Source organism: Mycobacterium sp. IDUB_36, from assembly GCF_055419225.1.
Window position 1 is genome coordinate 3,620,821 of sequence record NZ_JBVAXH010000001.1, and the last position, 24,306, is coordinate 3,645,126.

A 24,306-nucleotide genomic window follows, 5' to 3' on the forward strand; every position below is an offset into this window, starting at 1 on the left:
CCATGCCGCGTCCGTTCGATGTCTCGGTCTCCTCACCCGTCAGCGTCGACCAGGTCCACGCCGCGTTCAGTACCGAGGACTACTGGCTCGCCCGACTCGGGAACATGAGTGGTGGCACCACGCTGGAATCCCTCGTCGTCGACGACGATCGGACCGTGCGGGTGACCACTACCCAGGACCTGGGCCGTGACCTGCTGCCCGGCATCGTGTCGAAGTTCTACCGCCGCGACATCAGCGTTCGGCACAGCGAGACCTGGACGCCGTCGGGCGACGAGCTGCGCGGCGAGATCACCGTCGAGGTCACCGGGGCGCCGGGAGCCGGTTCGGCGGCCGCGACGGTCACGCCCATCGTGGACGGTTCGGTGCTCGCGCTGAAGGGCACGGTGGAGTTCAAAGTCCCGCTCGTCGGCGGGACGGTGGAGAGCTTCATCGCGCGCGAATTCGCCCAGGGGATACCCGACGTCCAGGATTTCACCGCTCGGTGGGTCAGCGAGCACGCCTGAGCTCATGAGTGACACGCCGAGTCCCTACGCCGACGCCTTCCGGGTGGCGCCGTCCACCTCCGAGGCGCTCGACGGCCTGAACATGCCCCTACAAGAGGCGATGCTGACCCAGCGGGCGGTGCGACGGGTGCACGCGGAGCCGGTCGACGACGCCGTGGTGCTGAAGTGCATCGAGTTGGCGCTGCGCGCGCCGACCGGCGCCAACGGCCAGAACTGGGAGTTCATCGTCGTCAAGGACCGCCGGTTGATCAAAAAACTGGCCGGGCGGTACCGCAAGGGCTGGAAATTCTCCTACGGCGGACTATTGAGCAGTGCCGGCGACGACGACCCGTCGCTGGCCAAGGTCATCCGCGCGGCCCAGTGGCAGGTCGACCATTTCACCGAGATCCCCGTTCTGGTGGTCGCGTGCCTGCGCCTGACGGTTCGAGAAGGCCGGGCGCCGTATTCGCTGATGCCGCACGCCGCGGTCTCCGGATACTGGGGCTCGATCTATCCCAGCGTCCAGAACCTGCTGCTGGCGGCCCGGTCGATGGGCCTCGGCGCCTCATTGATCACCCTCCCGCTGTGGGGGGTGACACGGGCCCGCAAGATTCTCGGTCTTCCGCGCTATGTGACGCCGTGCTGTGTGGTGGCGCTCGGCTGGCCGCGCGGGCGTTACGGCCCGACGACCCGGGTTCCGGTCGAGCAGGTCGCGCATCTGGATACCTACGGCAACCGGGCTTGGTTGAACCGATAAGTGCGTCGGAATTGTGCCGCAAGCGGTCACACATTCAACACAGTTGTAAATATGAAATCGAAATGAAACACCTGCGCGCTGGGACAGCTGAGGGTTTCTGAGTTTAACGTCAGCAGCTGTTCAGCTAATTCGATTTTCTAGGGGGGTTCGCGTGATGCAGGTTGCTGCGCGTCCATTTGCCGTGGCAGCCGCCGCGCTGGCGGCTACCAGTCTGGTCGCCGTCACGCCGTCGGCGACCAAGGTCGCGACAGAGACCGCGCAGCGCGTGGTCCGCAGTTACGAGACCAATCTGGTCGACTCGTCGATCTTCAACATCCCGTTCAACCTGTTCCAGGAAGTCTTCAACATCCCGAACAGCGAACTCGGCGCGCTGGACTACCTCTCGCAGTCGCTGTTCAACAGTGGCCCGTGGTTCGTGGTCAGCCCGACCAACCTGTGGGGGGTTGACCCGGGCGACCCGAGCAAATTCATTGGGCTGACCAGCATATTGGTTCCGTTCCAGGGTCTGAACGGGATCAATGAGGGGATGACCGACTTCAACGCCGGCCTGGGCCAGCAGTATTGGGGGCTGATCGCCACCACCCTGCCGACCAGCGGATTTTGCGATGCGGAGAGCTGTCTGCCGGTCTCGCCGACCAGCCCGGTCACCGGTATCGGCGGCGTCGACTGGTTCATCCGGCTGAACGACATCCTGAGCGGCAAGCAGGAGTTTCCGCTGTTCGACAACTGGTTCAAAACCGGTTTCGACGACATTTTGCCGTCGGAGTCAGGCGGGCCCAGCGACTTTGTCTTCCCGGACGAGTGGACAACGGCTCCCAGTGGCCCCGTCTACACGATCTTCCCCAACCTGCCCGGCACCACCATCGATCCCGTGACCGGCGAAAACGTCTACCCCTGGGCAGGTGAAAACTACACGTTGCAGCCGTGGGTGCCGTTCCAGAACTGGATCGAACAGTTGATGGAGGATCCGGACTACACCGGCAGCGGCTTCGAATTCCCGTCATTCGAGGAGATCGGTCGGACGTTCCAGTCGTTCCTGGCCTCCTCGGCGATGTTCACCCCGTTCACGCCGGGCAGCCCGTTCTGCCCCGGTGAGTGCGAGTTCATCACCGACAACAACCTCGATTACCCGGACCTGATCCGTTACGTGGACCAGGCCTGGCCGGGCAACGACAACATCGAGGCGTGGCTGACTGCCTACGACGCCGGCGAGGCCAACGTGCCGACCGCGGAGCAGATCCAGAACTCGATCAACATCCTGCAGCAGGGCTTCTGGAGCTTCGGCAACCCGGTTCCCCAGGACGAGGGACTCGAGGGTCCGGACTACACCCAGACCATTGCCGATTTCCGGGAGTTCTGGGAGTCGCTGGGCTTCGATCCGACCAACAACCCGGCTCCCGGCGACTTCGAGGGTCAGTTGGCTCCATTGCTGGCCGCGTTCAGTCCGGAGCAGTTGACGGAGAACTTCGAGAATCTCGCCTACGCCTTCAGCGCAGAGGGACTGACGGAGAGCTACCAGAACCTGGTCGAGGCATTCAGCCCGGACGCGCTCGCCGATTTCTGGGCGCCTTTGCTGGACGCGTTCAACCCGGCGGAGCTCGCCGGTGACGCGGGTGCAGTTGCTGCCTCGACTGACTGGACGGCGCTATTGGCCGGCATCGGTTTCTAAAAACCTCACGACACAAGTAATGCCCCCGAGCCCTATGGCCCGGGGGCTTACTTGTGTCGCCGGCAGACGCTGTCGGGCCATTCATTGCGCATTATGCAGATCGATGACCAACAATTCACACCATTTACCAAATACGAATTCGGACCTTCAGTCCGATGAATTGGACGAAATGTCCAACCATTGTAAGAAATTGCCCTCATTTGTGACCTGAGTCACGGTCGTACTGATTGGTGATTGGTATGTACTTAGAAATCCTTAGTGTAAGTTCAGCTGGCCGAGTCACTTACACACCATCGGGAAAGGGGGCGCAGTGCAGGCTGTGAAGCGTCCATATGTCATGGCAGCTGCCGCGCTCGCGGCGACAAGCTTGTTCTCCGTCACTCCGATGGCGTCCCAGGTGACTCGAGAGACCGCGGACCGGGTCGTCCGCAGCTTCGAGACCAACCTGGTCGACTCGTCGATCTTCAACATCCCGTTCAACCTGTTCCAGGAAATCGTGAACATCCCGAGCAGCGAGATCGACGCGGTGAACTATGCGTCGCAGTCGCTGTTCAACAGTGGTCCGTGGTTCGTGGTGAGCGCCACCAACCTATGGGGTGTGGATCAGGGCGACCCGAGCCACTTCATGACGGTGATGAACTTCCTGGTTCCGTTCGAGGGGCTGAGCGGCATCAACGCTCCCGAAACGGACTTCGACGGGGGTCTGGGTCAGCAGCTGTGGGGCCTGGTGGCCACCACCTTGCCCACCAACGGGGCCTGCGACGCGATGGACTGCCTGCCGGTCTCGCCCACCAGCCCGATCACCGGAATCGGCGGCGTGGACTGGTTCCTGCACCTGGACGACATCCTCGACGGCAAGCAGCCGTTCCCGCTGCTGGAGAACTGGTTCCAGACGCCGCTGGACCAGCTGTGGCCTGGTGCCGAGGGCTACACCTGGGAGCCCGGCGCCGAGGGTGCCTACGACCCCAGCGGTCCGGCCTGGACGATCTTCCCGAACATCCCCGGAACGGGTGCCGGCGACGCGTATCCGTGGGAGGGCTTGACGTATCACCTGGAACCGTGGGTGCCGGTCCAGAACTGGATCAACGGCCTGATGGCCGACCCGGACTACTCGAATTTCCAGTTTCCCAGCTTCGAAGAGGCCGGTCGGGCCTTCCAATCGCTGCTGGCGGCCTCGGCGGTGTTCACCCCGTTCACCCCGGGCAGCCCGTTCTGCCCCGGTGACTGCTCGATCATCACCGACAACCACCTCGACTACCCGGACCTGATCAAGGACATCGGCAACCTCTGGCCGGGCAACGACAACATCGACACCTGGCTGGCTGCCTACGCTGCCGGCGAGGCCAACGTGCCGACTGCGGACCAGATCCAGAACTCGATCAACATCCTGCAGCAGGGTTTCTGGGACTTCGACAACCCGAGCCCGACGGACGGTCCGGACTACTCCGCGACGATCGCGGAGTGGCAGAACTTCTGGACGTCGCTGGGCTTCGACACCACCAACAACGTGGCGCCCGGCGATTTCGCAGGGCAGTTCGCGGGTCTGGCGAATGCCTTCAGCCCCGAGCAGTTGACCGACAATTTCACCGCGCTGGCCAACGCCTTCAGTCCGGAGCAGCTCACTACGGACTTCGCTGCCCTGGGCACCGCGTTCAGCCCGGAGCAGCTGACGGCCGACCTGACCGCGTTGCTGGGCTCCTTCGACACCGGCGCCTTGGCCGGTGCCGCGGTCGATCCGGGCGTCCTGGCGACGGCTCTCGATCCCACCGCACTGGCAGCGGACTGGACCGCACTGTTGGCTGGAATCGGTCTGTAACCTCAGCAAAAGAAATCGGGCCCCGAGCATCGCTCGGGGCCCGATTTCTTTGGTGGAATACGGCTCAGCTAATCGGGACCATCTCCACATCTGCTTCACAGGATGGCGGCGCGCCATTCAGGAAAGCCGTCTGACCCATTCATTGTCCGGCGGTTTCGACGTATTGGACACGCGTATGAGAAAAACCCGAGCCGTTGTCAACCCATCCGCGCGGGTGGTTCCTACGAATCCAACATGAACTGAGAGATTCTTAGTGTAAGTTCAGCATGAATTTAGTCCACAGAACGGGGAGGGGGGACGTCATGGAAGCGATTTCACGTCCGTACGTCATGGCGGCAGCTGCGGTGGCGGTGACGAGTCTGGTGGCTATCACACCGCTGGCCGATGAGGCGGCGACCTTGACGGCACAGCTGCCGATCAAGCAGATGGAGGCGCAGCTCGTTGACTTGGGGGAGTCAATCTTCAACGTGCCGCTCAACCTGCTGTACGACGTCATCAACATTCCGGCCAACGAGCTGTACGCCACCCAGTTCTTCACCGACAACCTGTTCATGGCCGGCCCCTGGTTCGTGGTCGGACCGACCAACCTGTGGGGTGTGGACCCGGGCGACCCGACCCACTTCATGTCGGTGACGAACTTCCTGCTGCCGTTTCCGGAGCTGAGCGGCATGAACAACTCCGAACTCGACTTCGACGGAGGACTCGGCCAGCAGATCTGGGGCTACGTCGCCACCCAGCTGCCGTTCAACGGCGGGTGTGACGAGGTCGCGTGCATGCCCTTCGAACCGGCCAGCCCCATCACCGGCATCTCGGGAGCCGACTTCTTCCTCTGGCTGAACTCGATCTTGAGCGGCCAGACGCACTTCGGGCTGTTCGACAACTGGTTCAACCCGCTCGGAGCCGACGGCTCGTACTACTTCGACCCCAGCGCTCCCGGCAGCATCGAGCCCTCGAACCCGATTCCTGGCGGTCTTCCTGACTCGGCGGTGACCACCGGTAACGTCAGTGACTTCTTCGGGTGGTCCCACTACGGCACCTCGGGTGTCCTCGACGGCTCCGGCGGTCTGTTAGGCGGCGAAGGCATTCCGGGCACCACCGGCATCGATGGCACGGGCGACGGGGTCTACGTGCCTTGGGTCGGAGAAACTTTCAAGCCTGATCTGTTGCAACCGTTCGAGAACTACTGGCAGCACCTGCTGGATGCCCCGTCCACCGCCGGTTTGGGCGGCACCGGCATCGACCCGATTTACGGCGACTGGACGGAGATCATGCAGACGTTCCAGTCGTTCCAGGCCGGGCTGGTGATGTTCGACCCGTTCACCCCGGGCAGTCCGTTCTGCCCCGGTGACTGCTCGGATGTTGTCAACGGCCACATGGACATCCCGGATCTGATCAAGCAGATCAACGACATGACGCCCGGTGGCAACCCAGTGATCAACGAGTGGCTGGCGCAGTTTGCGGCCGGGCCGGCCGGCGGATCCGGAGGTGATGCCGGCGCGAACTACCCGACGATGGAAGGGATTCTGCGCTCGATTGCGTTGCTGCAGGACAAGGGTTTCTGGGACTTCGACAACCCGGCCTACCCGGACCAGAACGTGCCGGGCTTCCCCGACTTGAGCGAGGCGGCGCCGCAGTTCGAGCAGTTCTGGACCTCGCTCGGCTTCGACGTCCACGACAACACGCCGTTGACGGCCGCAGAATTGGCAACTGCGTTCAGCCCCGAGCAACTCACGGAGCAGTTCAACACGTTGTTGGCCGGTTTCAGCCCGGAGCAGCTGACGGCCGACTTGGCCGCGCTGGGTACTGCGTTCGATCCGACCCAGATCACCGCCGACTTCACCGCGCTGCTGGCCTCGATCGGCCTGTAAGCGGGCAGTCAACAGTCGGCCCCCGAGCTCAGGCTCGGGGGCCGATCTGCGTTTGGTGTTCTGTCGTCTACTTTTTCATCCCCGCGCGCATGACGCGGTCCCACATGCGGTCGGTCAGCAGCTGTCGCGCGAAGACCGAGGCTTTGCCCGAGGCGCCGACGACGTAGCGTGGTTTCGGGTTTCGCATCTCGGCGGTGCGAACCACGAGGCGTGCGACGGTGTCGGCGTCGATCATCAGCCCGCGAGCCTGGGCCAGCCCATGGGTGGTCGCAGCATAGCGGCGCTTGAACACACCGTACGGGTCATCCTCGGCGTAGGTCGGCGGCGCCGAATCAAGTTGAGATTGGACGAAATTGGTGCGAACCCCGGTGGGGTCGATGAGCACCACGCGCACACCGAACGGCGCCACTTCGGCGCCCAACGACAGCGACAACGCCTCGACGCCGTATTTGACGACGTGATAGGCGCCGGCGCCGGGGCTGGTGAATCGTCCGCCGGTGCTGCCGATCGTGATGATCCGGCCCGCACCCGCAGCGCGCATCCCGGGCAGGACGAGCTGCGACAAGTGAAGGGTCGCAACGACGTTCGTCTCGAACAAGGCCCGCAGGTCGTCGAGAGCCACCTGCTCGAGCGGCGAGGGCAGCGGGTAACCAGCGCTGTTGACCAGCACGTCGACGCCGCCGGCGGCATCGCGGATCTCGTCGACGAGGGCGGCCACGGCTTCTTCGTCGGTGACGTCGAGTGCCCGGGCTTGCAAACCGCGCGACGACAACTCGTCGAGGGCTTGCGGGTTGCGCCCGGCCGCATAGACGAGGTAGCCCCGCTCGTGCAACCGGTACGCCGTCGCCTCGCCGATTCCGCTGGTGGCCCCCGTGATCAGGGCCGTCGGCTTCTTCGTCATCGCGCCAGCCTAGCCCGTCGATCGACGCGAATGAGCTTGGACCCGTCGGCTTTTGGGCCGGTCGGCGGCTCAGAGCCCGAGGAAGTCCAGCGGGTTGGTCAGCAGAGTGCTCAGGTTAGTCAGCAGATCGCCACCGAGCAGCGACGTGATGTCGGTCGCGGCGTTGGCCCCGAACAGCGAGCTCAATTCTGTTGTCGCCCAAGTACTCAGGTCTCCGAAGATCCCGCTCAGATCCGTGTTCGCTCCGGCGGCGTCGGCGAGCGTGCCGGCGGCGGCCAACGCTGCCGCAGCGTCCGGCGTCGTGGAACCCGCTATCAGCCCGGACACGTCGGGTAGATACGGATACATGTCGGGCAGGTCCGACGAGGGAAGCAGGCCCAGGTCGACCTGCGCGGCGATGAGGCCCTGCTGCCAACCGAGCTGCAGGTCGGCGGAGACGTCGGCCCAGTCGATGTTGGGCATCGAGGTCCAGTCCGCGGGCGTCAGCACATCCGCGGGTCCGGTCCGGTCGTAGCCGAGGTCGATGAGCACCCGCATGGCCGGCTGCATCAGGTCGGCCATCGGCTTGCCGATGAAGGGGAGGCCCCGCAGTCCGTCCAGAATCGGCAGATTCTGGGTGGGGATCAGGAAATAGTCGATGTTGCCGTCTTCGAGTGCGGTCGGCAGTTGCACCGCATCTTTGATGGAACCGAAATCGAAGGTGGTGGGCCAGCCGGGGAGGAACGCCGGGTGCAGGTTGACGAAGCCCGCCATGGCGTTGGCGGTGGCCAGGAAGTTCAGCGGGTACTGGGGGAAGTCCGAACTCCCGCTGTACTCGATCGAGTAGACCGCGGTGTCGTACGGGGTGTCGGCGGGAGTAGCCGGGAACGGAATGCCGGCCAGGAAGGGCAACCGCTCCAAAAAGCCACCGTTGGGATTGTTCAGGTTTTCGAAGAGGACGAAGCTCAGCTGGTCATCGCCAGGCCGTTCGCCGACGGGCAGCGCGTTGAGATTGATCATCTCCTGAGTCGCGATGCTGGTGCTCTCGGAGTAGCCGAACACCACGACGTGGTCGTCGGCATCCAGGAGGTGATCACGGATGCCCTGGTCAAGCTGCGCGACACCCTGTGTCAGAACGAGCTGGTAGTTCGCGCCGAGTTCCACGGGTTGAACGACCGGCAGGTAACCGGGGTAGGTCGGTTGCCCGTCGAACAGCGGCGGATCCGGGCTGATGAACAGCTTCATCACCCCGTCGATGTACGACGGCAACGGATCGGGGGAGGCGGCGTAGCCCATCAGTAGGGCGGTGTCGTCCGCCGCGGCCGTGGCTGGATCGAGAAGCGCCGGCATCTCGACAAGCGCAGCGCTTGCACCGATCAGCAAGCCGGCACTGAGCCAGCGCTTACCGCTTCGTGTCATGAATAGTCCCCCGACTTTTGTGAATCCGGCTGCAGCGTCATTCAGTGGTTCGACGTGTCCGCCGGCAACGTATTGCTCAGCAACGAAGTCAGTTTAGGGGGCTGGCAGGAAATTCTCAGAGTGATGGCAGGAAATTCCCAAAATAACCGGCAAGATCGTCGGCGAATCCAGGCAGGAATGTCAGCAGCGTAGGCGCCAGCGGATTGTCCGACGCGGTCAATGCCTCGACGAGCGCGTTGGCCGACGTCGTCGCATCCGCCGTCGCGAGAGCGACAGATGCCGGGTCATGGGACGACAGGGCACCTGCGAACAGGCCGTCGACATCCGGCACATACGGGTACAGATCGACAAGATCGGATTTCGACAACACACCCACGTCGACCAAGGCGGCCATGATGCCCTGATTGGCCCCCGCGAGCAGGTAGGCGTCGACCGCGGTCGCGTCGAAGTCCGGCGTGGCTGTGCTCGCCGGCGTGACGACGTCCGCGGCGCTGGTGTAGTCGTAGCCCAGGTCGATCAGGACCCGCATGTCCGGCTGAATCAAATCTGCCATGGTGTTGCCACCCAAGTCGCGGCTCAGGTCCAGCAGCGGCAGGTTCTGCGTCGGGATCAGGTAGTAATCGGTGTTCACATCGGCGCTCGAAACCGGTTGCAGCACAGCGTTGTTCAGCGACGCGAAGTCGAAACTCGAGGGGTAGCCGGGCAGCAGCAACGGATGCAGTTCGACGAACCCGGCCATGGCGTTCTCGTCGGCGAGCAGATTCGATGAGTATTCGGGATAGTCCGAGCTGGCGCTGTACTGGACCGTGTAGATGGTGACGTCGTACGGCGTGCTCGCTGGGGTTGCGGGAAACGGCGTTCCGGCCAGTTCCGGGAAGCGTTCCAGGTAACCGCCATTGGGGTTGTTGAGATTCTCCAGCAAGACGAAACTCAGGTTGTCCTGGTTCGGGTTTCCCTCCTCGCCCAGGTTGATCAGTTCCTGGGTGGCGATGCTGCTGCTCTCGGAATAACCCCAGACGACCACGTGGTCGCCGGAAGACGACAGGTGGTCTTGGATGGCCTGGTCCAGCAGCGGCGCACCTTGTGTCAATACCGTCCCGTAGTCGGCGCCCTCAGGAGTGGACACCACGACCGGTGCATATCCGGGATACACCGGCTGGTCGGGAAAGTACGGCGACTTCGGATCGATGAACACGCTCATCACCTGGTCCACGTAGGACTGCATCGGGGTGGGTGTCTCGGCGTACCCCAGGATCAGGGCAGTGTCGGCAGCATCGTCTGCATAGCTCAGCGCGGGATCCACCAGCGACGAGAGTTCCATCAGCCCAGCGCTCGCACCGACCAGCAAGCCGGCGCCGAGCCAGCGCACGCCGCGTCGTTTCATGAAATCCCCCGATTGTCGTGAATCCATCTGCGCAATAAAAGATTTTGCGAAGTCTGCGTCTGTCGTTGACGCTGGAATTGCCCTTATTCTGCCTTCCCGAGTCCCTGAGATTCTACTTATTTGCCATATTTGCGCGTGTGAATTTTTGGTATTTGTCATGGCTTTCCTATGACACCGCTCTGTTCGCTCGCACCTGCTCGACTAGGCGGTTAGGGTCGTTGGCATGGGGATCCCGACGCCGGCTGACGACCGGGCGGCTGTGGTCACCGGCGCGTCGTCAGGCATCGGGGAAGCCATCGCCGTCGAACTCGCCCGGCGGGGCCACCAATTGGTGCTGGTCGCGCGCCGCGCCGATCGACTTCATGCGTTGGCTGCCCGGGTGAATCAGAAGGCGCATGTGCTGCCGGCGGACCTTGCCGACAGTGCCGACCGCGCCGCGTTGTTCGAGCGCGTCGCCGAGTTGGGCCTGGTGCCGGACATTCTGGTCAACAACGCCGGTGTCTCGGTGTGTGCACCGATTGCGAAGACGCTTCCCGAACAGCAACTCAATCTGGTGGAAGTGGATGTCGCCGCCGTGGTGGATCTGTGCAGCAGGTTCCTGCCGGGCATGATCGAACGTGATTGCGGTGCCATCCTGAACGTGTCGTCGCTGGCGGGCTTTCTGCCGGTGCCGGGCCAGGCCGCCTACGCCGCAGCCAAGGCCTTCGTGCTGTCTTACACCGAAGGACTGCGTGGCGAGTTGCGGGGGACCGGGGTCACGGCAACCGCCTTGTGTCCGGGTCCGGTGGCGACGGGCTTCGATGACGCCGCGGGGTTCGCGTTCGGGGAACGGGCGGCCGTGTTGCCCGGATTCATGTGGAAGTCGGCCGAAGCGGTCGCGCGGGCGGGCCTCGACGGCTTGGCCGCCGACAAATGCCGCGTTGTCCCGGGCCGGGTCAATCAGATCGTTGCGACGTGCAGTCGATTCGCACCGCACGACCGGCTGCTGCCACTGCTCGCCCGACGGGCGCGAGCCAAGAAGCTCAATTGACGACCTGGCCCGTCCGGCCGATATACGGATTATTGGACACGTGAAGGTTCCCGCCAACTGGAAAGATAGGCTGACGCGGTGCTAGAGGTGATCGAAAAGGGCAGCATCAGCGAGGCGCATCCGGTGCCGCTGTTGTTCGTTCACGGCGCCTGGCATGCCGCGTGGTGCTGGGACGAGAATTTTCTCAGCTATTTCGGCGACAAGGGTTACCGCGCAGTGGCGGTGAGCTTTCGCGGGCACGGCGAGAGCACCAGTGACAAACCACTGCGCGCGTGTTCGGTCGCCGACTATGTCGACGACGTCCGCTCGGTCGCCGAGCAACTGCCGAGCCCGCCGGTGATCATCGGTCACTCCATGGGCGGTCTCATCGTCCAGAAATATCTCGAGCAGTACAGTGCGCCTGCCAGTGTGCTGATGTCGTCCATCCCGCCGCGGGGCAACCTCGGAAACGCCCTGCGCTGGCTGCGGCAGCGGCCGGCGGATTTCGTGAAAATGACGGTCACCGGCAAGGCGTTGCCCTACATCAACCCGCCGGAATTGGCTCGGGAGCGGTTCTTTTCGGCCCACACGCCCGAGGCCGACGTGCGGAAGTACGCGGCACGGATGCAGGAAGACAGCTCGCGCATCGGCATCGACGGTTTGCTGCTGCGGCTGCCCCGGCCCAAGCGGGTGTCGACGCCGATCCTGGTGCTGGGAGCCGAGGAGGACGGCGCCCACAGCCGCGCGGAGGTGGTCGCAACCGCCCGTGCCTACGGGACCCAGGCGGAGTTCTTTCCCAACATGGGGCACAACATGATGCTCGAACCGGGTTGGGCCGCCGTCGCGGAGCGCATCGACGGCTGGCTCGTCTCGCGAGGGCTCTGACTTTCTTCGCTACGCGCTTTTGTCGGGAACCAATTCCAGCGGAAGGTGTTCCAGCCCGCGCATTGTCGGGTTGTCGAGGTAGCGGTACTCGCCGGCCAGCCGGATCTCCGAAACCCTTGGCAGCAGTTGGGAAAACACCCGGGCGCCTTCCAGCCGCGTCAGCGGCACCCCCAGGCAGTAGTGCACACCGCCGCCGAATGCCAGGTGGTCGGTCGGATTGCGGTCCAGGTCGAAGGTGTCCGGGTCGGGGTAGTGGCGCGGATCGCGGTTGGCGGCGGCGAACAGCAGCAGAACTCGCGCTCCGGCCGGGATCGTGTTGGCGCCGACGGTGTAATCCCTTGTCGCCGTGCGGTAGAACCCCTGCACAGGCGAACCCATGCGCAGCTGCTCCTCGACCGCGGCGGGAATCAGCTCGGGGTGGGCGCGCAGCCGGGCGTACAGCTCGGGTCGCTGGGCCAGCGTCAGTAGCAACCCGGACAACATGTTCGTTGTCGTCTCGCTGCCGGCGCCGATCAACATGGCGGCGCTCCAGAAGATTTCGTCGTCGGTGAGCACGTCGTCGGCATCGGCCGGAGTCATCATCGAGATGAGGTCGTCGCCGGGGTTGCGACGACGCTGCGCGATCAGCGGGTCCAGGCTGCGGTGCATCGCCGCGGTCGCCGTGGCCGAGCGTGCCGACAGTCGCATGCCGTGCGGGGTCAGGGGCGCGAATGCACCCGCGACCATGTCGTCCGACCATGCGACGAACTGCGGCTGGTCTTCGGACGGGATGCCCAGCATCCGGGCGATCAGCCGGGTGGGAAGCGGTTTGGCGAGTCCGTTGACCGCCTCGGTGTGGCGCGCGGCGATCACGTTGTCCACGAGTTCGTCGGCGACCTCGTTGATGTTGGTCTGCCAGGCCGCCATCGCCCGCGCGGTGAAGGCGCGGGAGACGAACTTACGCAGTCGGGTGTGGGCCGGCGGATCCGCGGCGTTCATCGACGGCAGGTAGACCCGGAATCGGCTTTGGCTTTCGGCCGACGACAGCTCTTCGTTGTCGCGCAACGCCTTTCGCACATCGTCGTAGCCCGCGATGATCCAGATGCCGCGTTTGCGGTTGTACCAGACATTGGGGACGTCGTCGCCGGAGAGCAACGTCTGGTAGCCCGGGTACGGATCGTGCATGATCGCGGCCGAGAACGGGTCGAACTTGGTGGCGGGCGCGGTCTTTCGGCCGGTCAGCGAATAGCCGTACGAGGTGGCTTTGTCTCTGGCCACGCCGAGCGCGCCGTCGACACCGACCTTCATCAGGCTGGCGCGAAATCGCAGCCTGCGACCCAGCGTCATGCGGACAAACCCCTTCGTGAAGACCTACCGACGCAAAGGCAATCGCCCGGAAGGACTTCAGTCCTTCGTGAGATGGTATGCGCGGTAGTCGATTTCGCCGCGCTCGAGGTCGTTGTAGAACCACGAACCGTCAACCACGGCAAACTCGCGGCCAAACTTCCGCAGGAAGGCCGGCAGGCGAGTGTTGATGATCTCGTTCGACCGGGCCGAGTTCTTCTGCAGTCCGCGCAGAACCTCGTCGTTGATGACCCGCGACGACACCTGGCGCAGACCGGAGTTGGCCATATCCGATTCCCACCCCGCGAAGTTGTCGCGGTTGCGGAAGTCCACGTGCAGGAAGTGCCCGCCGGGCCGCAGCACGCGCCTGACCTCGCTGAGGAAGCGGTCGAAGTGCGGGTAGATGTGCGAGGCCTCGACATTGATGACTGCGTCGAAGGACTCATCCGGGAACGGCAGGTTCTCGGCGTCGCCGTGCACGAAGCTCAGCCCCGGCACCTTGTGCCGCTCGTTGCAGAATTTGACTCCCGCCGCGTTGAAGTCGAGTCCGGTGTAGGAGGCCGGCTTCAGGGTGCGGGACAGGTAGGAGGCGCCGCCGCCGTGGCCGGAGCTGCACTCCAGGACCTTCTTGCCGGCGAGGTCGACGCCGTCCTGGGTCGCGGTCTGGTGGTAGAGCTGGATGCTGTACCGGTTGGGCTCGTCGGCCTCGTCGAGAGGCAGACCCAGTGGGGGTTCTTCCTCATAGCCCCAGTTCAGGAACTGTACGTCGTCCTGATTGTTCAACCGCTTGGTCATCAGGGGGTACCAGTACCGGAAGAGCTTCTTGTACGTCGCCGTCGAACCGATGCGGTAGACGAGACTTGCGCCGACGTTGTCCAATGAAGGGCTACGAACCATGCAGGAAGTATCGCACAGTGTCGGGTGTGCTTGTTGTGGCATGCCTTTTTCAGGTCGTACGCACCGGTGACCGCCGTCAGCTGGTCGCCGCGGGTCAGTTGCCGTTCCCGCAAGTTCAGCTAATGCGTTGCGCGAGAACGCTTTTAAGCTGCGGCCGCCGGGGTGGGCGCTTGCGCGCGCCGAGGCTCACCACGGTAGCGCGACGGTTGGCCGTCGATCTTGCACAACCGCCAGATCAGTTGCGCGAACGGGTTCATCAAACCGACGCCCTCGCACAGCAGCCGCACGTCGCCGTACATGTCGCGTAGCGCCTGACGCGACTCCGGCGCGTCGAAGAAGACTTCTTTGCGCACCGCGCGCGGGATGTCGAACTTCGAGAAGAACCCGCGCGATGGGACGACGATCGCGTGGCCCAGTACCCGCATGACGATCGGCACGTACAGCGACAATACGAATCGGCTCCGCCGGGCCATCCGCGGCACCCGCTTGCTCAGGAACTGGTCGGCGAAGGAGATGTGCCGGGCCTCTTCGGCCACGTGGATGGCCATCACCTTCTCCATCAGCGGGTGCGGTGACCAGTCCTCGCGCAGCATGCTCTTTTGCATGTGGTGGATCGGCAGCTCACCGGCAAGGACTCCGAAGAAGAAGGTGCCGGGCAGCGGTCCGGCGTAGAGCGGGATTGCCGGGGAGATCCACCGCAGCCATCGGGGCATACCGGCGGCATTGACACCGATCCGGTTCACCAACTCCTGGAACATCATCGCGTGATTGCACTCTTCGATGGATTCGTGCACGCAGTAGCGGTATTCGGGGGATCCGTTGGGCACCCAGAACGTGTAGTACATCAGGCCGCGGATGAGGATGCTCTCCAGCTGCAGCGAGACCTTCGCGGTGTTGGCCTGGTGCCACAGGCCGACCTCGATCTGCTTCTCCAGCGGCAGGTCGCGGTACCAGGAATGACCGCCCAGCGGATTGCTCGCCGGCAGGACCCAGCGCGGGTCGTCGGACCGCACGGAAAATTCCGGGTCGTCCCAGTCGATGTCTGTGTACGGGTTGAAGTGACGGCGAACCGACGCTTCAGACAGCGTGTTCAGCGCTTCGCAGTATTCGACGTCATCACTGACGTCCATGTTGCGCCGCCACCGCGTGAGCATGCGAGTCCACGCCAGGAAGAGCAACAAGTTCGCCAGTAGTACAGCACCCAGCACGAGTGTGACCGGCAAACCGAGGCCTCCCTCCGGCTCTGCTCAGCATGCGGATTTCTGCACATGCGCATTTCGGGCACAGTTGGGTTTGGACCTTACCGGGTGAGAGTGAAAGACCTGATACGGAACGGCCTCATTCTCGTGACTATCTGTCTAGTCCCCGGGCGGCCCAACCCAATCCTTGGTTGTGCCCCGAACAGCCAAGATCCATTGAACAGTACACAGTCCCTGTCCGCCTCTCGACCCTTCGGCTGCAAACGCTACGGGATGGGGCCCCCGATATCGCGGAAGCAGCCCGCCGCTGGCGTCCTCCGACGGGACCATCACCCCGGAACAGGCCGAATAGGACCGCGTTATTGGACGTCGATCCAACCGTGGCAACTGGGATCCATTCGACTACGTGCGTTGTCATTTCACCCGTAGGTGCAGCACAAGGTACGTTTAGTGCTTATGGGCGAGGAGCAATTCGATGTCATCATCGTGGGGGCGGGATTCGGCGGAATCGGCGCCGCGATCCAGCTGAGCAGCCTGGGTTACGAGAACATCCTGATCGTCGACCGGGAAGACGACCTCGGCGGGACGTGGCACGTCAACCACTACCCGGGCCTGGCCGTCGACCAGCCGTCACCGACGTTCTCCTACCGCTTCGAGCCGAACCCGTACTGGTCGCGGATGTACGCGCCGGGTTCGGAGCTCAAGACCTACGCGGTGAACGTAGCCGATAAATACGACGTCCGGCGTTTCATGCGGTTCAACACCGCCGTCGAGGGGGCCCGCTGGGACGAGGACGCTCAGCTGTGGCGGTTGGCGCTGGCCGGCGGCGAGACGCTGAGCACGCAATACCTGATCGCGGCCACCGGGTTCCTATGCCAGCCGAAGGTGCCCGACATTCCCGGCATCGACACGTTCGACGGCCGCATCGTCCACACCGCTGTCTGGGACGACGACTTTTCGGCCGCCGGTCGCCGGGCCGCTGTGATCGGGACCGGTTCCACCGGCGTGCAGGTCGTTCCGGAGCTGGCGAAAGAAGTCGCCGAGCTGACCGTGTACCAGCGCACCCCGATCTGGGTGCTGCCGAAATTCGACATGAAGTTCTTCCCGTTGCTACAACGGCTTTTCGCCAAGATACCGGCAACCCAGCGCGCCCTGCGCTGGTACACCGACGCGATTCTGGAATTCTCCATGGTGATCACGATGTGGAAGTTCCGGTACTTCAAGGTCTTCAACAAAGGCATCTCGCAGTTCTCCAGGCTGTACCGGTTGCTGCTCGTGCGTAACCGGGAGCTGTCCCGAAAGCTGGACCCCGACTTCGACTTCGGCTGCAAGCGGCCGACCATCTCCAACGACTTTTATCGGGCGTTCACCAAATCGCACGTTCACCTGGAGACCAACGGGATCGACCGGATCGAACCGGACGGAATCGTCGCCAACGATGGCACCAAGCGGCTGATCGACACCTTGGTCCTGGCAACGGGATTCGATGTCTGGGAGGCCAACCTGCCGGCTATCGAGGTGATCGGACGCGACGGCAAGAACCTCGGGAAATGGTGGCGCGAAACGCAATTCCAGGCCTACCAAGGCATTTCGATGCCTGGCTTCCCGAACTTCCTGTCGATGGCCAGCCCGTACGCCTGGGTGGGTCTGTCGTGGTTCAACACCGTCGAATACCAGATGAAGCACATGGAACGGCTTTTCGGTGAGATGCAGCGTCGCGACGCCCGGACCTTCGAGGTCACCGAAGACGCCAACGCGCGCTTCCTGGACCGGATGATCTCGCTGATGAAGGACTCCGCGTTCGAACTCGGCAGCTGCGTCGGCTCGCGGTCCTACTGGTTCCGGAACCACACCGGTAAGGGCGAAGCGCCGCTGTTCCGTCCGACCTCGGTGCGTAGTGCGGTGAAGGAGCAGGAGACCTTCCCGATCTCGGACTACGCGATCGCCTGAGCGGCGGTCAGTCTTTGATGAACTGGTAGATGCGGTATTCCGCGTCGCCGTTCTCGATCACGTTGTAGATCCCGGTACCCGGCACGCCGGCGAAGTGGCGGCCGAACGGGCGGAACCACTTCGGGAGCTGGGCGCTGATCAGGTCGAGCTTCTGCTGCGCGCTCGCGTCCAGCGACCGGATCACGCCGTCGTTGATCACCCGCTTGGACACCTGACGCAGCGGCATCGCGTCGAGGGCGCCTTCCCAGGCCGGGAACTCGGCCCGGCCGCGGAAGTCGGCGTAGAGCAGGCTGCCGCCCGGCTTCAGCACCCGGTTGACCTCGGACAGGAACTTCTCCAAGTTCGGATAGGCATGCGATGCCTCGACATTCACCACCGCGTCAAAGCTGTTGTCCGGGAACGGAAGATCTTCGGCATTGCCGTGCACGAAGTTCAGACCGGGCAGGTTGTGATGGGAGTTGCAGTAGGCGATGCCGTCCGGGTTGTAGTCCAGCCCGGTGTATTCGGCCGGGGAGAACGCGCGCACGATGTAGGACGCCCCACCGCCGTGGCCGCAGCTGCACTCCAGCACCTTCTTGCCGGCCAGGTCGATCTGCGAGGCAACCTGGTTGTACAGGTTGGTCGAGTAGCGCGTGGCCGCGTCGGCGTCCTCGAGCGGCAGGTTCAGCGGCGGGTCGCCCTCGTAGCCGTAGTTGAGGAAGGTGACGTCCTGGGTGTTGAGCCGACGGGTCAGGAAGGGGTACCAGATCTTGTTCATGAAGGCCTTGTAGCCCCGGTACCCGATGTCGGTGACGCGGTCCTTAGTCGTTGGCATGCCGGGAAGTATGCCAGGCCAGCGTTCGAGTCAGCTGCTGTGGTCGGCGACCGAGACCGAGCCGCGATCGCTGTCGGCGGCGTCGGTGCGGCGGAAGACCACCGCGCGGGCGCCCTTGCCCGGGGCGATCGCCACGCCGCGAAAGTTGCGGCTTTCGTCGGGAGCGTCGGTCGAGGTGAAACGGAACTCACGCAGCAGAGTCCGCAGCGTGATGTCCATTTCCATGTGTGCGAAAGACGCTCCCACGCAACGGTTTATCCCGCCGCCGAAGGGCACCCAACGGAATGACGGCGGCGGGCCGCCGAGGAAACGATCCGGGTTGAACGCCTCGGGGTCGGTGTAGTTGGTGTCCGACTCGTGAGCGAGCTGGAAGTCGATCATGATCGCGGTGTCGGGGGGCAGAACCCAATCGCCGACGCGGACCGTGGTCTTGGTGGTGCGCAGCGAGGCCGCAATGGTGGGGCGGACGCGCTGAATCTCGTAGATGGTCGCCTGCCTCAGGTCGGATCCACCGGCGTCGACTTCCTCGGTGAGTCGCTTCAGGACGTCGGGGTGGCGCCGCAACCGCTCGATGGCCCACGCCAATTGGGAGGCGGTGGTCTCGTGGCCGGCCGCGACCAGGGTGAGCAGCTCGTCGGCGATGTGGCGATCGGAGATCGGCTGGCCGTCTTCGTAGCGAGCCTGCATCAGCAACGCGAGCATGTCGCCGCGACCGTCGAGCGAGGTCTCCGCGCGCGCCTCGGCGAGGAGTTCGTCGATCACCGCGTCGAATCGCCGGCGAAAACCTGCCAGCTTGCTGCCCGGACTCCAGGAGCCGTACTCGCGTCGCACGACGGGCGGCATCCGCTGCATCAGAGAGCCCAGCGTGATCAACGACGGGATGACAGCTTTGAGTTCGTCCAGCGCGTCGGCGCGCTCGCCGAAGGTGGCCCGCATGATCGCGTTGAGCGTCAGCCGGGTCATCGTTTCGAGCGTCTCGAACTCCTGACCCTCCGGCCAATCGGCGGTCTCGCGAAGCACCTCCTGCTCGACGATGCTCTCGTAGTTCTTCACCCGCTTACCGGAGAAGTTGGGCAGCACCAACTTTCGCCGCTCCGAGTGCTCCTTGCCGAGCAGGCTGAAGGTCGAACCGGGCCCGAAAGCCTGACCCAGCACCTTGGTCGGGCGTTCGATCAGGTCGAAGCTGGTGCTGTAGACGTCTTTGACGATGTCGCGGTCGTGGATCACGATCGTCTTGCCGAAGATCGGCAGTTTGATGGTGAACGGGCCGCCATAGTGCCGGCTGAGCCTGGGCGCGACGGAGTACTGCAACGAGGTCAGAAACAGCACGCTCTGGACGATCATGGGCAACGGCAGCGCGGGCGGCAGCCGCACCGGATCGGTGGTTGCCGTTGCCATGTTCCCCCCGTTGTCCTTCTGTCCCAGCAGATTTCAGCGTGCTGAGACGCTGTTAGTCCTTGGTGAACAAGTACACGCGGTAGGTGTACTCGCCCTCGCGCAGCGCACCGTTGAAGGCCCAGTCGGTCATGTCGCTGGCGTAACGGGCGAAGGCGCGGCTGACCGCCGAGCCGTGGTGCTGGCTGATCCGCTCCTGCTTACGCGGGCCGTTCAACTCGTTGCCGCGCAGCACATTGTGGTCGATGATCGCTTCCGACACCTGCCGCAGCCCCGAGTTGGCCCGGTCCGACTCCCATTTGGCTACCTCGGAGCGCGGACGGAAGTCGGTGTAGAGGAAATGGCCGCCGGGCTTGAGTACGCGCTTCACTTCGCTGAAGAACTTCGGCACGTCGGGATACAGATGCGAGGCCTCGACGTTGACCAGCGCGTCGAAAGACTCGTCGGCGAACGGCAGCGCCAGGGCATTGCCTTCGACGAAATCCAGGTTGGGCACGTGGTGCCGGTTCTTGGCGAACTCGACGCCGGCCGGGTTCAGATCGAGCCCGGTGTAGGAGGCCGGGTGCTGGGTGCGCACCAGATATGAGGCCCCGCCGCCGTGGCCGCTGCTGCACTCCAGCACCTTCTTGCCGGCCAGGTCCACCTGGGTCGCGGTGCGATGGTAGAGCTGGATGAAGAACCGGTGCGGTTCGTCGGCCGCGTCGAGCGGAATGCCCATCGCGGGGTCTTCTTCATATCCGTAGTTGAAGAACAACCAGTCGTCGCCGCCGAGCAGCTTGGTCTGGGTGGCGAACCGGTCCTTGGCGTTCGACTGGAAAATCAACCGGAACATGAAGGGATTGATCACCAGTCGGTGCACCAGTGGGCGACGGGTCAGGCGGTTCGCGGTGGCCATCGCGGAAGTATGACAGACGAACGAACCCCAGGAACAACACGGCTGGGACCAGGTGCCGACGGCCCCGTGACCGGATGGCAGGATCTCCCGGAGAATTAGTGGCTCAGGGCTATTGCCGCAGCTGAGAGCCCCCGTGATGGCTGTGGCATTTCTTAGTCAAAGCTTGGAGTAATCACCTGACGCCACGTAGCGGGCCCATGGTTTACTCGTCCCACGGGTCGCTTACGTATCGAAGCGCCACAGGCGTTCGGGACGGGGCAACGAATGGCGTTCGCTGCAGTACTGAGGCGGCTGTGGGTTCCGCTGATTGTGCTGGCGGTCATCGGAGGTGCTGGTTTCACCGTGTCGCGGATCCGCGCAGCCTCGGGTTCCAACAAGTACTCGCCTTACGCCAGTTCCGATGTCGACAACATCGCCCAGCTTCGGCAAAAGACGTTGACATACGAGGTTTTCGGCCCACCTGGTACGGCGGCGGATATCAGTTATCTTGGTGTCAATTCCGACCTGCGACTCGTCCAAGCGGCCCGACTACCCTGGTCACTACAGATCACGACGCGCAGCGCGGCCGTCGTAGCCAATCTGGTGGCCCAGAGTGACGGCAACAACTTGGGCTGTCGGATCATGGTGGACGGTCACGTCAAAGCCGAGAGGATCTCGAACGAATTGAAGGCCTTCACCTTCTGCCGGGTCAACGGCGCATGACCAGCCATCACCTAAAGCAGGAACCTGCCGTCGGCACTTTCGTGGCCCGCGTCGTCCGGCGGCTCGCGGTGCCCGTCATCCTGGGTTGGCTGCTGATCAGCGCGTTCTTCAGCATCGCGGTGCCGCCGCTGGAGCAGGTCGCCCGTGAGCACGCGGTGTCGCTCGGCGTCCACGACGCCCCCTCGGTCAAAGCGATGGCGCGGATCGGCAAGGACTTCAAAGAGTCCGACTCCGATGCGATGGCGATGATCGTCCTCGAAGGCAACCAACCGCTCGGCGACGCCGCGCACCGCTACTACCAACAGATCATCACCCGGCTCAAAGCCGATCACGCCGACGTGCAGCACATCCAGGACTTCTGGAGCGACCCGCTGACAGCGGCGGGGGCCCAGAGCTCCGACGGCAAGGCCGCCTACGTGCAGCTGAACCTGGTCGGCAACCAGGGTGAGACGTCGTCGAACAATTCGGTCGCCGGGGTACGCAAGGTCGTCGACAGCGTCCCCGCGCCGCCGGGTGTGAAGGCCTATGTCACCGGGCCGGCCGCCATCGCGGCCGACGGGAACACCAGCGGCGACAAGACGGTCGTGAAGATCATGGTCACCACCGTCGTGGTGATCTTCCTGATGTTGCTGGTCGTATACCGCTCGGTCATCACGGTGGCGCTGTTGCTGGCGATGGTCGGCGTCGAATTGGCCGCTGCCCGCGGCATTGTCGCGTTCCTGGCGCAGATCGACGTCATCCGGCTCTCGACGTTCGCCACCAACATGCTGGTCTCCCTGGCGATCGCGGCAGGCACCGACTACGGCATCTTCTTCATCGGTCGCTATCACGAGGCGCGGCACGCCGGGCAGGACCGCGAGACGGCGTACTTCACCGCGTATCGCGGTGTGGCACACGTGGTTCTGGCGTCGGGACTGACGATCGCGGGCGCGACGCTGTGCCTCAGCTTTGCCCGTCTTCCGGTGTTCCAGACCCTCGGCGCGCCGTGCGCGGTCGGCATGCTGGTCGCGGTCGCCGTGGCGTTGACGCTGGTTCCGGCGGTGATCGCGGTGGGCAGCCGGTTCGGTCTGCTGGAGCCCAAACGGCTGCACAGTGTGCGCGGCTGGCGGCGGGTGGGCACCGCAGTGGTGCGTTGGCCGGCGCCCATTCTTGCGGCGACCCTGGCGATCACCATGGTCGGCCTGCTGGCCCTGCCGGGTTACAAAGTCAGCTACATCGACCGCGACTACATTCCGGACGACACCCCGGGCAATGTCGGCATGGCCGCCGCCGAACGGCACTTCTCGCAGGCACGGATGATGCCGGAAGTCCTGATGATCGAATCCGATCACGACATGCGCAACTCGGCCGACTTCCTGGTGCTGGACAAACTGGCCAAAGCCATCTTCCGGGTCGAGGGCATCGCCCGGGTTCAGAGTGTCACCCGGCCACAAGGCACGCCGCTGGAACACACATCGATCCCGTTCCTGCTCAGCATGCAGAACGCCGGCCAGCTGCAGAACCTGCAGGTGGCCAAGGGCCGACTCGATGACATGTCGACGCTGACCGACCAGCTGGGCGGCACGATCACCGCGTTGGAGCGGGTCAACGTCCTGATGAACCAGCTGGTCGGCACTACCCATCACATCGCCGGTGTCACCAAGGACACCCTGGCCATCACCAACGAGGTGCGCGACAACATCGCCGACTTCGACGACACTTTCCGGCCGCTGCGCAGCTATTTCTACGCCGACACACACTGCTACAACATCCCGACGTGCTGGGGGATCCGGTCTGCCTACAACGCCACGGACGGCATCGACAAGCTCAGCGAGAAGCTGGGCGAATTGGTCAAAGACGTCGACAGCGTCGACGTGGTGGTGCCGCAACTCGTCGCTTTGCTGCCGCCGCAGATCGCGGCGATGAAGAGCCTGCGCACCATGGTGCTCACCATGCACAGCACGATGTCGGGGATCTTCGACCAGGCCAACGAGCTCAGCAACGATGCGACTGCGATGGGCAAGGACTTCGACGACGCGAAGACCGGTGACTCGTTCTATCTGCCGCACGAGGTCTTCGCCAACCCCGACTTCCAGCGCGTCGAGCGCCTGTTCCTGTCACCGGACGGCAAGGCTGCGCGGTTCATGATCTCGCACAAGGGCGATCCCGCGACGAGCGAGGGAATGTCGCGCATCAGTGCGATCCGGACAGCTGCCTACGAGTCGCTGAAGGGCACCGCGCTGGAGGACGCGAAGGTCTACATCTCCGGCACCGCAGCCACTTTCAAGGATCTGCGCGAAGCGTCCAACTACGACTTCATGATCGCCGGGATTTCGTCGCTGTGCATGATCTTCATCATCATGCTGCTGATCACCCGCAGTCTGGTGGCCGCGCTGGTGATCGTCGGGACCGTCGCGTTGTCGCTGGCCGCCTCATTCGGCATGTCGGTTCTGTTGTGGCAGTACATCATCGGAGTCAAACTGCATTGGCTCACCATGGTGATGTCGGTGATCATCCTGCTCGCCGTCGGATCCGACTACAACCTGCTGCTGGTTGCCCGCTTCAAAGAGGAGATCGGCGCCGGCCTCAAGACCGGCATCATCCGGGCGATGGGCGGCACCGGCAGGGTCGTGACGGCGGCGGGTCTGGTGTTCGCCTTCACGATGGCGTCGATGTTGGTCAGCGACAACCTCGCGGTGGGTCAGGTGGGCACGACCATCGGGCTCGGCCTGCTGTTCGACACCTTGATCGTGCGGTCGTTCCTGATGCCGTCGATCGCGGCGTTGTTGGGCCGCTGGTTCTGGTGGCCGATGAACGTCGCGTCGCGGCCGCCGCGGATTCGGCGTCGACCGGTGACAGTGGGCGACCCTGACGCCACCGGGCCGTTGCCGGCCGGCGGCCACGGTTCGGCCGGCACGTACGAGCCCGCGGTACGCCGCTAAGGCCGTTTCAGGCGGCCAGACCGACGCGAGCGTGCCGCCCA

The 24,306-nt window shown here is 64.0% G+C and carries 19 protein-coding genes; 10 read left to right on the top strand and 9 right to left on the bottom strand.

From position 1 onward, the window contains the following. Positions 1-2: 2 nt before the first annotated feature. From ACZYW1_RS17885 to ACZYW1_RS17905, 5 genes are all read left to right on the top strand, one after another. Positions 3-503: a DUF2505 domain-containing protein gene (locus tag ACZYW1_RS17885; RefSeq protein ID WP_463787514.1), complete on the top strand. Its 501-nt coding sequence runs from the start codon at positions 3-5 to the stop codon at positions 501-503. A 4-nt stretch (positions 504-507) separates the two neighbouring features. Next, positions 508-1,239, top strand: coding sequence for a nitroreductase family protein (locus ACZYW1_RS17890; protein ID WP_463787515.1), 732 nt, complete (start codon positions 508-510; stop codon positions 1,237-1,239). Positions 1,240-1,393: 154 nt separating this feature from the next. Then, positions 1,394-2,908: a hypothetical protein gene (locus ACZYW1_RS17895; RefSeq protein ID WP_463787516.1), complete on the top strand. Its 1,515-nt coding sequence runs from the start codon at positions 1,394-1,396 to the stop codon at positions 2,906-2,908. A 337-nt stretch (positions 2,909-3,245) separates the two neighbouring features. After that, positions 3,246-4,724, top strand: coding sequence for a hypothetical protein (locus ACZYW1_RS17900; protein WP_463787517.1), 1,479 nt, complete (start codon positions 3,246-3,248; stop codon positions 4,722-4,724). A 302-nt stretch (positions 4,725-5,026) separates the two neighbouring features. Further along, positions 5,027-6,592, top strand: a complete 1,566-nt coding sequence (locus ACZYW1_RS17905; RefSeq protein WP_463787518.1) for a hypothetical protein — start codon at positions 5,027-5,029, stop codon at positions 6,590-6,592. 67 nt (positions 6,593-6,659) lie between these two features. On the opposite strand, the gene ACZYW1_RS17910 is transcribed toward ACZYW1_RS17905, so the two are convergent. The 3 genes from ACZYW1_RS17910 to ACZYW1_RS17920 form a co-directional block, all read right to left on the bottom strand. Continuing rightward, positions 6,660-7,493 carry an SDR family NAD(P)-dependent oxidoreductase gene (locus ACZYW1_RS17910; RefSeq protein ID WP_463787519.1) on the bottom strand — a complete coding sequence of 278 codons (834 nt, stop codon included), beginning with the start codon at positions 7,491-7,493 and terminating at the stop codon, positions 6,660-6,662. 69 nt (positions 7,494-7,562) lie between these two features. Beyond that, on the bottom strand, positions 7,563-8,891 hold the full coding sequence (locus tag ACZYW1_RS17915) for a PE-PPE domain-containing protein (RefSeq protein ID WP_463787520.1): 1,329 nt from the start codon (positions 8,889-8,891) through the stop codon (positions 7,563-7,565). Positions 8,892-9,006: 115 nt separating this feature from the next. Beyond that, entirely contained in the window at positions 9,007-10,302 is a 1,296-nt protein-coding gene (locus ACZYW1_RS17920; protein ID WP_463787521.1) for a PE-PPE domain-containing protein, read from the bottom strand. Positions 10,303-10,498: 196 nt separating this feature from the next. On the opposite strand from ACZYW1_RS17920, the gene ACZYW1_RS17925 reads away from it, so the two are divergent. Both ACZYW1_RS17925 and ACZYW1_RS17930 read left to right on the top strand, forming a co-directional pair. Continuing rightward, positions 10,499-11,305 carry an SDR family NAD(P)-dependent oxidoreductase gene (locus ACZYW1_RS17925; RefSeq protein WP_463787522.1) on the top strand — a complete coding sequence of 269 codons (807 nt, stop codon included), beginning with the start codon at positions 10,499-10,501 and terminating at the stop codon, positions 11,303-11,305. Positions 11,306-11,383: 78 nt separating this feature from the next. Beyond that, the gene (locus ACZYW1_RS17930) at positions 11,384-12,169 is read left to right on the top strand and encodes an alpha/beta hydrolase (protein WP_463787523.1); all 786 of its coding nucleotides are present in this window, start codon (positions 11,384-11,386) and stop codon (positions 12,167-12,169) included. A gap of 9 nt (positions 12,170-12,178) precedes the next feature. Here ACZYW1_RS17930 and ACZYW1_RS17935 read toward each other — a convergent pair whose 3' ends face one another. The 3 genes from ACZYW1_RS17935 to ACZYW1_RS17945 form a co-directional block, all read right to left on the bottom strand. Continuing rightward, positions 12,179-13,495: a cytochrome P450 gene (locus ACZYW1_RS17935; protein WP_463787524.1), complete on the bottom strand. Its 1,317-nt coding sequence runs from the start codon at positions 13,493-13,495 to the stop codon at positions 12,179-12,181. A gap of 57 nt (positions 13,496-13,552) precedes the next feature. After that, entirely contained in the window at positions 13,553-14,389 is an 837-nt protein-coding gene (locus ACZYW1_RS17940; RefSeq protein WP_463787526.1) for a phthiotriol/phenolphthiotriol dimycocerosates methyltransferase, read from the bottom strand. A gap of 143 nt (positions 14,390-14,532) precedes the next feature. Beyond that, entirely contained in the window at positions 14,533-15,558 is a 1,026-nt protein-coding gene (locus tag ACZYW1_RS17945; RefSeq protein ID WP_463787885.1) for an AurF N-oxygenase family protein, read from the bottom strand. 486 nt (positions 15,559-16,044) lie between these two features. On the opposite strand from ACZYW1_RS17945, the gene ACZYW1_RS17950 reads away from it, so the two are divergent. Continuing rightward, the gene (locus ACZYW1_RS17950) at positions 16,045-17,538 is read left to right on the top strand and encodes a flavin-containing monooxygenase (RefSeq protein ID WP_463787527.1); all 1,494 of its coding nucleotides are present in this window, start codon (positions 16,045-16,047) and stop codon (positions 17,536-17,538) included. Between the two features lie 7 nt (positions 17,539-17,545). On the opposite strand, the gene ACZYW1_RS17955 is transcribed toward ACZYW1_RS17950, so the two are convergent. Genes ACZYW1_RS17955 through ACZYW1_RS17965 form a run of 3 tightly spaced genes read right to left on the bottom strand, consistent with a single transcriptional unit; the run spans position 17,546 to position 20,642 of the window. Continuing rightward, positions 17,546-18,352 carry a phthiotriol/phenolphthiotriol dimycocerosates methyltransferase gene (locus tag ACZYW1_RS17955; protein ID WP_463787528.1) on the bottom strand — a complete coding sequence of 269 codons (807 nt, stop codon included), beginning with the start codon at positions 18,350-18,352 and terminating at the stop codon, positions 17,546-17,548. A 30-nt stretch (positions 18,353-18,382) separates the two neighbouring features. Further along, positions 18,383-19,750, bottom strand: a complete 1,368-nt coding sequence (locus tag ACZYW1_RS17960; protein ID WP_463787529.1) for a cytochrome P450 — start codon at positions 19,748-19,750, stop codon at positions 18,383-18,385. 52 nt (positions 19,751-19,802) lie between these two features. Further along, positions 19,803-20,642 (bottom strand): phthiotriol/phenolphthiotriol dimycocerosates methyltransferase, encoded by an 840-nt coding sequence (locus ACZYW1_RS17965; RefSeq protein ID WP_463787530.1) that lies wholly within the window; start codon positions 20,640-20,642, stop codon positions 19,803-19,805. A 264-nt stretch (positions 20,643-20,906) separates the two neighbouring features. Here ACZYW1_RS17965 and ACZYW1_RS17970 point away from each other — a divergent pair, with 264 nt between their 5' ends. Together ACZYW1_RS17970 and ACZYW1_RS17975 are read left to right on the top strand one after the other, a co-directional pair. Continuing rightward, a complete protein-coding gene (locus tag ACZYW1_RS17970; protein ID WP_463787531.1) occupies positions 20,907-21,344 on the top strand; it encodes an MmpS family transport accessory protein in 438 nt (145 codons plus the stop codon). Continuing rightward, positions 21,341-24,265, top strand: coding sequence for an MMPL/RND family transporter (locus ACZYW1_RS17975; RefSeq protein WP_463787532.1), 2,925 nt, complete (start codon positions 21,341-21,343; stop codon positions 24,263-24,265). The genes ACZYW1_RS17970 and ACZYW1_RS17975 overlap by 4 nt, the downstream gene beginning before the upstream one ends. Positions 24,266-24,306: the final 41 nt, after the last annotated feature.